The following is a 12642-nucleotide window of genomic DNA, read 5'->3' as shown; positions in this document are numbered from 1 at the left end:
GGCATGCCAGGCAAAAGCCCGTGATCTCGCTATCAGCCCCAAAGAGAAAAGTAGTTAACGGTATAATTCCCCCATGCGAAAACCAGCGCGGTGGTGGCTTTTCTTAACCCTGGGGCTGATGCTCACGGCCTGCAGCGCGGTCGTCGCGGGCGCCCAGCCGTGGAACGCCGCGCCTTCGGCCACGCCCGTGCCGCTGTACATTCCCACGGTCACGCCACAAGCCACCCCTACCCCTCCACCCACCGCCTTGCCCCCCTCCCCAACACCTTCCCCCACGCCCGACCTAGCCCATCAGCCTCCTTACATTTACTACACCCAGGCGGGCGACACCTTGCCCGCCCTGGCTGTGCGCTTTGGGGTGGCTGCCAGGGAAATTCGCGCCAACGTGCCCCTTTCGCCCACCGGGTTGCTTTCCCCCAACACCATGCTGCTCATTCCGCGGCGGCTGGCTCACACCACCGCCAACACGCACTTGCTGCCCGATAGCGAGGTTGTCTATTCGCCCTCTGCCATTGATTTCAACGTCCGCGCCTACGTGGAACAGGCCGGCGGCTACTTGAGCACTTATCGCGAATACCTGCAAAGCACAGGCATGACGGCAGGCGCCGACATCCTGGCCGAAGTGGCCCTCAACAATTCCATCAACCCTCGGTTGCTTCTGGCGCTGCTGGAATACGAAGGGCACTGGGTTTACGAATACCCTACCAACCCCTTTCAGGAAGACCACCCTCTCGGCTATACGAAGACCGACAGCCACGCCCCCCTCTACCACCAACTGGCCTGGGCCGTCAATCAGCTTTCCATTGGCTACTACGGCTGGCGGGAAGGCCTGCTCACCACCATCCGCTTTCGCGATGGCACCACCGCTCGTCTCGCCCCCGACCTCAACGCAGGCACCGTTGCTCTGGCCTACTTCTTCGCCCAGGTGAGCGCCAATCGCGCCGAATGGGCGCGCGCGCTGGACGAAAACAGCGGCTTCCCTGCCTTTTACACCAAGATGTTCGGTGATCCGTGGGCACGCGCTTACACCGTCGAGCCCCTTTACCCCCCTGACCTTACCCAACCGCCGCTGACTCTGCCTTTCCAAAAAGGCAGCGTGTGGTACTTTACGGGCGGCCCTCATGGGGCCTGGGAACACGACGGCGCGCGCGCAGCCCTGGATTTCGCCCCTGGCTCTACCCACGGGGGCTGTGAGGTTTCCCGCAAATGGGTGGTGGCCGTGGCCTCAGGCGTTGTCGCGCGTTCCGGCCACGGTGTTGTCATGCTCGACCTGGACGGCGATGGCAAGGAACAGACCGGGTGGGACATTCTTTACCTGCACATCGCCGACGATGGCCGCGTCGCGGCGGGCACCCACCTGCACGTTGGCGACCGCATCGGCCACCCTTCCTGCGAAGGGGGGCACGCGACCGGCACACACGTCCACATCGCCCGCAAATACAACGGCGAGTGGATCGCCGCCGACGGCCCGGTGCCCTTCGTGATGGATGGCTGGGTGCCCCACGCGGGCGAAAAGCCCTACGACGGCACCCTGACCAAAGACGGCAAGACCATCAAAGCCTGCCCCTGCGGCAGCCCCAAACAGGAAATCTTCCGCCCCAGTGATGATGATCAAACTCCGTAACCTGACAGCAGCCTTCTGGCTGGGGGCATTGGCGCTCCTGGCCGCGTGTAGCCCTGCTGCCTCGGGAAACCGCGCGCCCGCGGCGGCTTCCCCTGCCGCGGCCACCCCCACCCCGACGCTGGAAGGCACCCCGCTGCCTACCCGCCCCGAATACGCTCCCGGCACCCTGGTGGATTACACCGCCCAGGACGGTGACACCCTCCCTGCGATTGCGGCGCATTTCAACACCACAGTGCAGCAAATTCTGGATGCCAACCCCAACCTCCCGCGCGACATCACCACCTTGCCGCCGGGCTTTCCCATGAAAGTGCCCATTTATTACGCGCCGTTCTGGGGCACGCCGTTCAAAATTCTGCCTGATGCGCTCTTCGTCAACGGCCCGGCGGCACAGGGTTTCAACACGCGCGCCTTCCTGGCGCATTACCCCAACGGCTGGCTGGCCCATTACCAGGAATACGCCGCCAATGCCACGCGCGACGGTGCCAATATTGTCGATTACATCAGCAGAATGTATAGCATCGACCCGCGTCTGCTGCTGGCCCTGCTGGAATACCAGGCCGGCGCGCTCACCAGGCCATCTCTGCCGCCGGACCAAATGCGCTACCCCCTGGGCTACAAAGACCCCGAACACCACGGCCTGTTTCTGCAACTCAATTATGCCGCCAACCTGCTCAACAACGGCTATTATGGCTGGAAACTGGGCGCTTTGCCGCTTTTCGTGCTGCGCGACGGCACCGAAGTGCGCCCCGACCCGTGGCAAAATGCAGCCACGGTAGCGTTGCAAAACTATTTTGCCCAAATGCTGCCCGCCAATATGTACCGCGAAGCGGTCTCGCCGCGCGGGTTCTTCCGGCTCTATGCCTTTCTCTTCGGCGATCCGTGGAAAAACCCGCCGCCACCGCACATTCCCGCCAACCTGCATCAGCCGCCGATGAAACTGCCCTTCTCAAAGGGCGAAATCTGGGTGTTCACCGGCGCGCCGCACACCGGCTGGGGGCTGGGGCAGCCATTCGCCGCTCTGGATTTCGCCCCGCTGGGGGTTTCCGGCTGCCAGTCAACCGACAAATGGGCTGTGGCCGTCGCCGACGGTGTTGTGGCACGCTCGACGTACGCCGAAGTGATGCTCGATTTAGACGGCGACGGCGACGAGCGCACCGGTTGGGATGTTTTCTACTTCCACCTGGCCGATAACGGTCGCGTCCCCCAGGGCCTCCGCCTTAAAGCTGGCGACCCCATCGGCCACCCCTCATGCGAGGGCGGGCGCACGACCGGCACGCATGTTCACATCGCCCGCAAATACAACGGCGAATGGATGATCGCCTACGGCGTTATCCCCTTCAACCTGGAAGGCTGGGTGCCCGAAACCACCGGCATCGCCTACAAAGGCGACCTGCGGCGTGGCGAGGGGCTGGTCATTGCCAGCGATCAGGGCATTCCCGCGGCCGAAATCAAATCGCAGCACTAACGCCAGGGCGAAGATGAAAGTTTGCGAAGAATTTGCCGCCGCCGCAGTGGGGCGGGTTATAATCGCGGCTGGCACGCATTCCTCATCGGCAGGCGCACTATGAAACTGGAACGCATCTTTCGCAAACACATTGCCCTGCCCCAAGAGCACGGTGCCTGGGCCTTCCTGCTCAGCCCGTTAGCCGTTGGCTTGGTGGCCGGCCACCGCTGGGATGCCGCGACGGCGTGGTTGGTCGTAGGCGCACTGGCCGCCTTTTTTGCCCGTCAGCCGGTGACCATTGCCGTAAAGGTGTATGCCAAACGCCGCAGCCGAAAAGACCTGCCGGCGGCGCTGTTTTGGAGCGGCGTTTACGGCGCTGTGGGCATTATCGCGGCCATCGCGTTAGCGCGCGCCGGCGCAGTATATCTGCTCTGGCTGGCCGCGCCGGGCCTGCTCGTTTTCCTGTGGCATCTTCGCCTGGTAGCCCACCGCGCCGAGCGTCGCCGCATGGATGTGGAAGTCGTAGCCAGCGGCTCGTTGGCGCTCAGCGCCCCCGCCGCCCTCTGGCTGGCGCAGGGGCGCGTCACATGGACAGGATGGTTGTTGTGGCTGCTGCTGTGGTTCCAGGCTGCAGCCTCGATTGTGTATGCCTACGTGCGCCTGGAACAACGCACCTGGCCTACCGCCCCGCCTTTGCGGGAACGCGCCCGCAAGGGGTGGCGCCCCCTCTGCTACACCACATTCAACCTCGTTGCCGTGCTGATCTTAGGCATCTTCGGCGTGGTTTCCCCGTGGTTGTGGCTGGCATATGCCGTGCAGTGGGCAGAGACCACATGGGGGGTGTTTCACCCCGCCGTCAAGGTCAAGCCCACCGTCATTGGCATCCGCCAATTCATCGTCACCACGCTCTTCACCATCGTGTTCATTCTGACGTGGTAACGCCTTCCCCCCATCTGCTGACCTCAACCGGCCTTTTCGGGCCGGTTTTTCGTTGCTCTCATTAAATGCTGTATAATAAAAGTGTCTTAATCGCATCATGCAGCATGTATCACCAACCTGGAGGAGTCAGATGGATTTCGGAAAGGCCTTTTCATTCGTTTTTGAAGACAAAGATTGGCTAAAGAAACTTGCCATCGCCGGCATCATCGTGCTCATCCCCATCGTCAACCTGGCCGTCTTGGGGTGGATGCTGGAAATCGGCCGCCGCGTCGCTGGGGGCGAGGCCGAAGTGCTGCCCGACTGGGATGACTTCGGCACTTACTTCGTCCGCGGCCTGAAAGGGCTGGTTGTGGCGCTGGTTTACGCGCTGCCCCTCATCATCTTAGAAGCCTGCTCCTTAACGCTTTCAATGATGGGCCAGAACAGCAACAACCTGAGCACCGCGGCCACACTGGTCAACTTGCTCATCGGCTGCGTGGTCTTCATTTACAGCATCTTCATGGGCTTCGTGATGCCCGCAGCCCTGATGCGCTTCACCATGGCCGCCGACAGCATTAGCGAAGGGCTGGCCTTTGGCAAAGCCATCAGCATGGTGAAAGACAACCTGGGCGCCTACGTCATCGTCTTCTTAGGGGGATTGGTGGCCGGGTTGGTTGCCCCGCTGGGCCTCATTGCGTGCCTCATTGGTATCATCATCACCTACCCCTATGCTGCAGCGGTGGAAGGCCACCTTTACGGCCAGGCATACGCCGAGGCCACCGGTGGCATCGTGACCGCCAACAGCACGCCGCCAGCGCCCAGCGCGCCCGCCGACTGGAACGGCTAAACACCGTCCAACCCCAGCAAGCCCAAACGCCCGTCGCATGGACGGGCGTTTTTGTTTTCCCAAACAGTTCTGGCACAAAGCGGCATTGCCCTCCACGCCGCAAGACCCCCACAAGCGGCATCAATGCAACAAATAGCGGCTCACCATGAGAGGCGTCAGATGGGTTTCCAGCACCGCAGCCACCGCCATCAGCGGCACCACCACCCCCAGGAACACCCGCCACCAGCGTGCCCACGCCCGCAGCCAGAAAGCCCCCAGGCTCTCGCCCGGCGCGGGGGAAGCCAGCGAAGCCCCCAGGCGCAACGTCGCCGCCACAAACAGCGCCGTGGCTGGAATTTCCACCACCCCATGCGGCAGCACCATCACAGCGAAAGCCGTCCACGGCGAAAACAACCCCGACCGGGCAAACAAAGCCAACGCCCCGCCGATCAACCCATAAGGCAGCAAAGGGATCAAGATACCCAACACCCCAAAGGTAAACCCTGCGCCCACAGCGGCCAACAACATGGCGCGAATGTTGTGCCACCACACGAACAGGCTGCCGTGCCATCCTACCACCGTCAAGCCATTCCATACCCCTGAACGCAGCGTGGCCCGAAACTCCATTGGGGAAGGAGCCGAAAGCGCCTGGGCAGGCACATCCCTTGCCAGCCACACACCCAGCGCCGCCGCGCCGCCCATCAGCGCAAACGCCACCACCATCAGCCACCCCAAAGATTTGACATCCCGCCACACCTCGCGGTACCACGCGCGCACGCCCGCGGCCTCGCCCCGAAACGCCTTCCAAAACACCCGCCACATCCAACGGATGTTGAGAATGTCCACTTCCCGCCCCAACAGGTTCTCGCGGTTGAAATGCGCCAACCCCATACGCGATGTCAGCACAGCCACCAGCAGCACAGCCGCGGCCGTGGCCCACAGCACCGCATAATGCTGATAGAACATCATCACACTTTCCCCCTGCAACAACAGCGCTACCGGCACAATGACCAGCGAAGCCAGCAAGTTAGCCGCCCGCACCGAAGTGGCCTGCGTGGAAATCACCACCGCCGCGGAAACCATCATCACTGCCTGCACCGTGGTGAGCAACAACACCATGCCCAGCAAAATGGCAGAAGGCCACCACCCTGTGACCAAATGCAGCCCGACCACATACACCCCCACGCCGACATAACTCACGGTGAGCGGCAAAAACAGCACGGCCAGCAATTTCCCAACATACAACTGCGCATCGGTAAGGGGTGCCACCAGCAAGGGCTCCATCGTGCGGCGCTCACGCTCACCGGCAAAACTTTCCAGAGCCACCACCAGCGAAATCGAAGCAGGGAAAAACCCCACCACCATCATCAAAAAAGGAAACAACCGCTCGGCCACAATATCCGCCCCGTAACGGGCCACAAAATTCACCATCGCCTTGGCGGTGGCATTCATCAACAACGGGAAGAAGAGCGTCAGCCCGACAATCGGCAGCACAATGCGCCAGTCGCGGAGCTGATCGCGCACCTCGCGACGGGTAATCAACAGCGTGCCATGCCACCAACGCTTCCACTCATGCCTGTTCATGCGCCATCACCTTGAGGTAAACCTGCTCCAAACTACGGGGCACCTCAGCCACTTGAAGCACCCCATACCCCGCAGCCACCAGCGCCGCCACCACGGCGGCGTTGTCGCGCTCCCATTGGGGCGAGCGAATTTCCAACGTACGCCCTTCAGCCCGCACCACCTCCACCGCGGGAGGGAAAGCAGGCAAGGGGTGTTCCACAGGGCGAGAAAGCATCACCGCGAATACCGGAGGGCCCAACCAGCGGTCCTTGAGTGTCTGCGGCGTGCCCGTGGTGACCACCCGCCCCGCCTGCATAATGGCAATGCGGTCGGCCAGCACCTCGGCTTCGTAAAGGTTGTGGGTGCAGAGCAAAATCGCCCGGTCCTGAGAGCGCAAACCGCGAATGGCTTCCCGCACCAGCCGCGCGCTTTCGGGATCCATCGCGGAGGTAGGCTCATCGAGCAAAAGCACCGGCGGCTCATGCAGCAAAGCGCGCGCCAGCGCCAGTTTCTGCCGCATTCCCTTGGAATACGTGCCAATGCGCCAGGTGCGGAAATCCCAAAGCCCAAAATAGTCCATCCAATGGGCAATTCGGCGCGCCAACAGGTCGCCTTCCAGACCATAGATTTTGCCAAAGACTTCCAGATATTCATACGCCGGCATCCGGGTATACAACCCGTGTTGTTCGGTCAGCACCCCCACATGGCGGCGCACCTCCAGGCCCTGCGTCGCCGTATCGAAACCCGCCACCACTGCCCGCCCACGCGTGGGACGCAGCAGGGAAGCCAACATCCGTACGGTTGTGGTCTTCCCGGCACCATTGGGGCCGAGCACAGCCACCACTTCCCCCGCCGCCACGCTCAAGTGGAAATCGCTTACTGCCCAAAAATCATCGAAACGCTTACCCAAATGCTCTGCAACAATCATGGCGCCAAGCCTACTTACGCCGTCGGCGGCGTTTGCCGGGCGTTTCCGCTGGTTGCGGCGCAGCCGCCCCCGGCCGATGCCGCCAGGCCAGCGCAGCAGCCGCGCTCAGCGCCACCACCGCCATCAGCATCTGGTTGATATCCAGACCGCCCACTTCAGCCGGGTCCAGCCGCAGGAATTCCAGGAAAAAGCGCCCCACAGGGTAAATGATGAGATACATCAAGAAAATATCGCCGGTGCACAACCGGTCGCTCCACTTGCGGGCAGCATAAAGCAGCACACCCATGTTGAGCAAATTCCAAAGGAACTCATAAAAGAAAAGCGGATGGTAATAAGCCTGGTCGGCAAACTGGGGCAAACGGTGCGCCGGGTCAATGTAAATGGCCCAAGGCAAATGGGTCGGCGCGCCGTAGAGTTCCTGATTGACATAATTGCCCCACCGACCAATCGCTTGCCCCAAAGCAATGCCGGGGGCGGCAATATCCAGCCAAAGGGCAAAATTGAGTTTGCGGCGGCGGGCAAACAGCCAAAACGCCAGCAACCCACCCATCACCGCGCCCGGAATGCCCAGCCCCCCTCGCCAAACGGCAATCATCGCCAGCGGGTGGGTGAGGTAATAATGGGTGGTAATGCCCATCTCGACCATTGATTCAGGCGGGGTAAAAACATGCCACAGGCGCGCCCCAATGACACCGCCAATCAACACCCATGTCAACGCATCCCAAATAATTTCAGGGTCCTGGCCGCGGCGCCTGGCTTCCACCGTCGCCAGCCACGCGCCCGCGAGCGCGCCGAGCATCAGCAACAGGCCGTACACGTGAATCGGGATAGGGCCAATATGAAAAACCATAACACTATGCCTCGTCTTGGGTTTGTGAAGCCACCGCCAACCGGTGAGCGAAGAAAATCCGCTGGAAGGCGGTCAGATTCGCGCCAACGGCAATCAACCCCACGCCGATCAGCGGCAGGTTGAGCACCAAAGCAGGGGCCAGCACCAGGTAACGCTCGAAGCGGGTCAGCAAACCGACCTTGACCTCCCACCCCAGGGCCTCCGCGCGAGCGCGGGTATAGGAAACCAACACCGCCCCCGCTGCGGCAGCATACGCCAGCGACATTCCCAGCAAATCACCGCGGGCAGCGTAGAAATAGGCCAGCCCGCCAAACAGCAACAATTCGGAATAGCGGTCGCCCACCGAATCGAGGAAAGCCCCCCACGCCGTGCCGCCACCGCGCAAGCGCGCCATCGTGCCATCGAGGGCATCGAACGCGCCCATCGCGAGCACCACCAGCCCTCCTACCACAATGCGGCCTTGCGCCAGCAGCACAGCCGCCACAGCATTGCCCACCACGCCGGTCACGGTCATCGCATTGGGGTGCACACCCAGGCGATTGAAAAACCCGCCCACGGCATCCAACACCCCTTTGAAACGCACGCGCATCCGGTCGGTAAAAGTTTGAGGTTGCGGTAATGGTTGGGGCACAGACACAAAACACCTCCCCGGCGGTCAATGCCGCCCGGTGCAAGATAGCCGTATGCTACCCTTTCCCCCCGTTGCTGTCAAGGCGGAATACAGGCCTCACCGCAGCCAGAACCATTGCAGCGCCACCACCGCCACAGGCGTAACCACCAGCAACAGCGGCAGCCCCACCTTGAGGTAATCGGCCGGTTTGTAACGCCCTGGCTGCATGACCAGCAGGTTGACGGGGTGGCCGGTCGGCAGCAAAAAGGCGAAGGAAGCCCCCACAGCCACCGCCATGCCCAGCCCGCGTGGCGGCAGGCCATAACTTTCGGCAGCGGCAATCGCCAGGGGGGCCAGCAACAGTGCCGCCACCTGCCCGCTGGTCACCTGCGCGAGCAAAGCCGTCAGCAGCAGAAAGGCCGCCGCAATGGCCCACCCCGGCGCGTGCTCCAGCGGCAGCAGCATTTGACGGCTCAGGAAGGTCGCCGCCCCCGTTTGGCGCATGGCAACGCCCAACGGAATCATCCCGCCGATGAGAAACAGCACCTGCCACGGAATGACCCGATAAGCCTGCGGCGGCGGCACAATACCCACCAACATCATCAGCGTGGCCGCCGAAAGCGTGGTCAGCGCCAACGGCGCCCACCCCAGCGCCGCCGGCACCAGCGCCGCCACCAGCAAAGCAATCGCCAAAAAGCCCCGCCAGCCCACGCTGCCCCCTTCTCCGCGATGCACACTCAACACCACGAAATCGGCATCGTCCCGCAGGTGCGGCTCGTTTTCCGCGGGAATCAAAGCCAACAACGCATCCCCCTGGCGCAGCGGCAGGGTATAGAGATTGTGCTCCAGCACCTCTGAACCGCGGCGCACGGCCAGAATACGCAGCCCATAGCGGGCATAAAGTTGCAACGATTGTGGCGTCTTACCGGCGGCATTCCCGCGCGGGTTGAGCGCCAGTTCCACCAGCACCGCCTGGGTGCGGAAAATGTCGTACAGGTCGGGCGCATCCCACGGCTCCAGGCCCAGGTGCGCCAGCACATCCGGCGGGCTGGTGCCCACAACCACGAGAATATCACCAGGGCGCAAACGGCGCTCAGGCGGCAGGCGGTCGGCAAAAGCAATGCGCCCCCCTACCAGCAGCCCCACCGGCGTCAGGCCGGCATCGGTTGCCGTGCGCGGCTTGCGGGCGGGCCGCCCCACCAGGGGGGAATCAGGCGCAACCCGGAAAGCATGCAAGCCCTCCCGGAGGCGATAGGCTTCCACCAGGTCGGCGAGGGCCTCGCCGCCGGGCTCGGCAGGGTAGCGTGGCAACAACCGCCGCCCCACCAGCAACATGAAAAGCAAGCCCGCGGCCGTCACCGGCAGGCCCACCGGCAGAAAATCGAGCAACCCATAAGGCTTCAACCCGTGCGCCGCCAGCGACGCGCTGGTCACCAGGTTGGCAGTGGTCAGCAAGGTGGCCGTACCGCCCAACAACGTGGCATAGGCCAGCGGGATAAGCACCCGCGAAGGGGCCACATCGCGCCGACGGCGGGTAATGGCAAGCACGGGCGGCAAAAGCACCGCCGCTGCGGCCACCGTATTCATAAAAAGGGAAAGCACCGCCGAAGCCACCATCGTCACGCCCACCAAACGGCCTTCTGAACCGCTGCCCAACCGCGCCAGCCGCTCTCCCAGCCACGCGGTGACGCCGGTGTTTTCCAGCCCTTTGGTAAGGATAAAGATGGAAAGTAAAACAAAAACCACATCGCTCGAAAAGCCCCCCAAAGCGCTTTTCAACGGCAAAACCCCCGTCAAAGCCAGGCTCAGCGCCACCATCAAGCCCACCAAATCGGGACGCACTTTGCCACTAATGAGCACGATGGCCGCCAAAGCGGTGATGATCAAGGTCAGCGTCAAAGGGGAAAACATAGGCATCTCTACACAGCGACCAGCGTCCCCGCCGCGAGTTCAGCGGTGCTCGGCGAGCATCGCCTTGAGGCTCTGTGCGGCTTCAGGGGGCAGCACCGAAAGCAGCCGCCGCAACAACCAGGCCAGGGTCGCATCAGGATAGGCGCGCCACAGTGAGCGCAAAAACGGTGTAACCTCTTCCGGCCAGCGGCGCGCCATCACACGCAGTACGGCGGCCAGTTCCGGACGCAGCGCCGGGTCGGGGGGCGAAAGCAAAGGCGCGACAAAACGCAACACACGCGGCAGGTTCTCAAAATGCGGGGCTCCCAACAGCGGCACCAGCGCCCGCAAGCCCAGGGCCACGCCATCTTCTTGGCCCAACATCGCCCCCACGGCATCCAGATAAGCCTGAGGCGCCTCGGCTACCAACCGAGCCGTGCCATATTCCAACAAAGCCGTGGCAATGGCAGGGTCGGGCGCGGCAGCCAACCAACGCCAGAAACGTTGCAACACCGGCTCCGGCGGCTGCACTGCCGCTAACCCCAGCAAACGGGCAGCCATCCAATGTGATTCCAGATCAGGGCGCGCCCACAGGGCTTCCGCCAGGGGAAGCACCAGCGCCGGACGGCTTTCCAGGTGACCGCGCAGCCCCTGCCACAACCCCATCAGCACCGCAGGGGGCAAATGATAACTCGGCAACCGCGGCGCACCCACCGCCTGCCCAGGCCGGAAAGTGCGGTCGGCGTAGCGCCTCAACACCTCGCCCCACGTCTCAGCAAACGCTGCCGGGGCGTGGGCATGGGCGGCCAACGCCTGGGCTTCCTGCCGCAGGGTTTCCCAACGCACCGCAGGCATCAGAACAGGCTCTCGTAATCCACTTTCGGGAACACGGTCAGTTTGCCGCCCACGGTAGCGTCGAGCACGCGGCGTCCGGCTTTTTCGTAGGCTTCCCGCGCCATGCGGTAGGCCATTTCCGAGGTCTCCAGATCGGGCAACTGCCAGCGGAAACCCTTACCAAAATAGCCGGGGTGGAAGTGGTTGGGGTCGTCGCCCTCCGACACCACGGTTTGGTTAGCCGGGCCTTTGGTGGCAAAGTTGTGGTCCACGCCAATGAGAATGACTTCTTCGCAACCCATGTGGAAGGCCAGTTGCAGGCTGACGTAGGTCACGGTCGCGCCTTCCCACAGGCGGCCGCGGGCGTCGGTGGCAAATTTGGGGGCCATGTAGGTGGTGAACAGGAAGGTGGTATGCTCGTCGGCAGGCAGCCAGCGGCGGGCGCGCCACGTGAAGAATTTGGGCATTGCCAGCTCCCGAAAATCGGCCGCACACTGCTCGATGACCAAATCGTTGACCGAAACCAGGTAAGTGGTGCGAAAGCCCCAACCGGGGAAGGCCAGGTAAATGCGGTTCATCCCAAAGGTGATTTCGTCCCGCAGTTTGGAAACATCGGTGCGACGCAGGCTGGGGCCGTTACCAATGACGAAACAACGCTGCCCGCGATGCACATCGTGCAGGGCAGCCAGGCGGCGCTTGCTCTCAAGCCGCCAGGGGTGAAAGGCCGCCGCAGGCCACTCGGGCAGCCATTGGGCAGTCTGATAGGCTCGGCGAAGGAGGGAAAGCATGGGGAAAGTGCTCCGGTGTCAGGTGTTACAGTGAACGGTGACTTTTCGTGACCCGTCCTGAATATAGTTTACACTGACAACAGGTAAACTCACCAAAAAAGGACGGCATATATGGGTACGACCAAAATCAAACGTTACAGTGAAAGTTTCAAGCGCCAGGTTGTACGCGAGTACGAAGCAGGCGCAAGCGCCCATTACCTGAAGCAGAAGTATGGGATTGGCGACTCGACCACCATCAAGCGCTGGGTGCAAAAGTACGGCAAAGAGGGCTTCCGCACCGAGCAAGTGCTCATCTGCTCACCAGAAGACCAGCCCACCTTTCAGCAAATGGAGCAACGCATCAAGGAACTCGAAGGGGCGCTCGCCG

Annotated in this window: 12 protein-coding genes; 5 read left to right on the top strand and 7 right to left on the bottom strand. The window is 62.5% G+C overall.

Features of this window, described 5'->3' with window-relative positions; all coding sequences use genetic code 11:
• The first annotated feature begins 73 nt into the window (after nt 1-73).
• The 4 genes from ENJ54_00445 to ENJ54_00430 all read left to right on the top strand — a co-directional run bounded on the left by ENJ54_00445 (nt 74) and on the right by ENJ54_00430 (nt 4833).
• Nucleotides 74-1624 (top strand): LysM domain-containing protein, encoded by a 1551-nt coding sequence (locus ENJ54_00445; GenBank protein ID HFC08318.1) that lies wholly within the window; start codon nt 74-76, stop codon nt 1622-1624.
• Entirely contained in the window at nt 1605-3089 is a 1485-nt protein-coding gene (locus ENJ54_00440; GenBank protein ID HFC08317.1) for a LysM peptidoglycan-binding domain-containing protein, read from the top strand. Before ENJ54_00445 ends, ENJ54_00440 begins: the two co-directional genes overlap by 20 nt.
• Before the next feature lie 99 nt (nt 3090-3188).
• Nucleotides 3189-4007, top strand: a complete 819-nt coding sequence (locus ENJ54_00435) for a hypothetical protein (protein ID HFC08316.1) — start codon at nt 3189-3191, stop codon at nt 4005-4007.
• 97 nt (nt 4008-4104) lie between these two features.
• A complete protein-coding gene (locus ENJ54_00430; protein ID HFC08315.1) occupies nt 4105-4833 on the top strand; it encodes a DUF4013 domain-containing protein in 729 nt (242 codons plus the stop codon).
• Between the two features lie 120 nt (nt 4834-4953).
• Here the strand turns inward: ENJ54_00430 and ENJ54_00425 are convergent, their stop codons facing one another.
• The 7 genes from ENJ54_00425 to ENJ54_00395 form a co-directional block, all read right to left on the bottom strand.
• The gene (locus ENJ54_00425) at nt 4954-6396 is read right to left on the bottom strand and encodes a hypothetical protein (protein ID HFC08314.1); all 1443 of its coding nucleotides are present in this window, start codon (nt 6394-6396) and stop codon (nt 4954-4956) included.
• The gene (locus ENJ54_00420) at nt 6383-7303 is read right to left on the bottom strand and encodes an ABC transporter ATP-binding protein (protein HFC08313.1); all 921 of its coding nucleotides are present in this window, start codon (nt 7301-7303) and stop codon (nt 6383-6385) included. The genes ENJ54_00425 and ENJ54_00420 overlap by 14 nt, the downstream gene beginning before the upstream one ends.
• Before the next feature lie 10 nt (nt 7304-7313).
• Complete coding sequence (locus ENJ54_00415; protein ID HFC08312.1) at nt 7314-8153, bottom strand: prolipoprotein diacylglyceryl transferase; 840 nt, start codon at nt 8151-8153, stop codon at nt 7314-7316.
• 4 nt (nt 8154-8157) lie between these two features.
• Complete coding sequence (locus ENJ54_00410) at nt 8158-8790, bottom strand: CDP-alcohol phosphatidyltransferase family protein (GenBank protein HFC08311.1); 633 nt, start codon at nt 8788-8790, stop codon at nt 8158-8160.
• A 90-nt stretch (nt 8791-8880) separates the two neighbouring features.
• Entirely contained in the window at nt 8881-10680 is a 1800-nt protein-coding gene (locus tag ENJ54_00405) for a hypothetical protein (GenBank protein ID HFC08310.1), read from the bottom strand.
• 33 nt (nt 10681-10713) lie between these two features.
• Nucleotides 10714-11508 (bottom strand): hypothetical protein, encoded by a 795-nt coding sequence (locus ENJ54_00400; protein HFC08309.1) that lies wholly within the window; start codon nt 11506-11508, stop codon nt 10714-10716.
• A complete protein-coding gene (locus tag ENJ54_00395) occupies nt 11508-12275 on the bottom strand; it encodes a DUF115 domain-containing protein (GenBank protein ID HFC08308.1) in 768 nt (255 codons plus the stop codon). Before ENJ54_00395 ends, ENJ54_00400 begins: the two co-directional genes overlap by 1 nt.
• 111 nt (nt 12276-12386) lie before the next feature.
• On the opposite strand from ENJ54_00395, the gene ENJ54_00390 reads away from it, so the two are divergent.
• Nucleotides 12387-12642 (top strand): transposase (locus tag ENJ54_00390; protein HFC08307.1); only part of this gene is annotated, 256 nt, incomplete at its 3' end.

Source organism: Chloroflexota bacterium, assembly GCA_011322445.1.
GTDB lineage: Bacteria > Chloroflexota > Anaerolineae > Anaerolineales > DRMV01 > DRMV01.
The sequence above is the reverse complement of the archived record's forward strand: the minus strand, read 5'-3'. Positions and strand labels throughout refer to the sequence as shown.

Excerpts from the sequence above, each read along its gene's own strand:
- ENJ54_00415 (HFC08312.1), bottom strand. The coding sequence starts at position 8,153 with ATGGTTTTTCATATTGGCCCTATCCCGATTCACGTGTACGGCCTGTTG.
- ENJ54_00395 (HFC08308.1), bottom strand. The coding sequence starts at position 12,275 with ATGCTTTCCCTCCTTCGCCGAGCCTATCAGACTGCCCAATGGCTGCCC.
- ENJ54_00430 (HFC08315.1), top strand. The coding sequence starts at position 4,105 with ATGCAGCATGTATCACCAACCTGGAGGAGTCAGATGGATTTCGGAAAG.
- ENJ54_00440 (HFC08317.1), top strand. The coding sequence starts at position 1,605 with ATGATGATCAAACTCCGTAACCTGACAGCAGCCTTCTGGCTGGGGGCA.
- ENJ54_00420 (HFC08313.1), bottom strand. The coding sequence starts at position 7,303 with ATGATTGTTGCAGAGCATTTGGGTAAGCGTTTCGATGATTTTTGGGCA.
- ENJ54_00400 (HFC08309.1), bottom strand. The coding sequence starts at position 11,508 with ATGCCTGCGGTGCGTTGGGAAACCCTGCGGCAGGAAGCCCAGGCGTTG.
- ENJ54_00405 (HFC08310.1), bottom strand. The coding sequence starts at position 10,680 with ATGCCTATGTTTTCCCCTTTGACGCTGACCTTGATCATCACCGCTTTG.
- ENJ54_00445 (HFC08318.1), top strand. The coding sequence starts at position 74 with ATGCGAAAACCAGCGCGGTGGTGGCTTTTCTTAACCCTGGGGCTGATG.
- ENJ54_00435 (HFC08316.1), top strand. The coding sequence starts at position 3,189 with ATGAAACTGGAACGCATCTTTCGCAAACACATTGCCCTGCCCCAAGAG.
- ENJ54_00425 (HFC08314.1), bottom strand. The coding sequence starts at position 6,396 with ATGAACAGGCATGAGTGGAAGCGTTGGTGGCATGGCACGCTGTTGATT.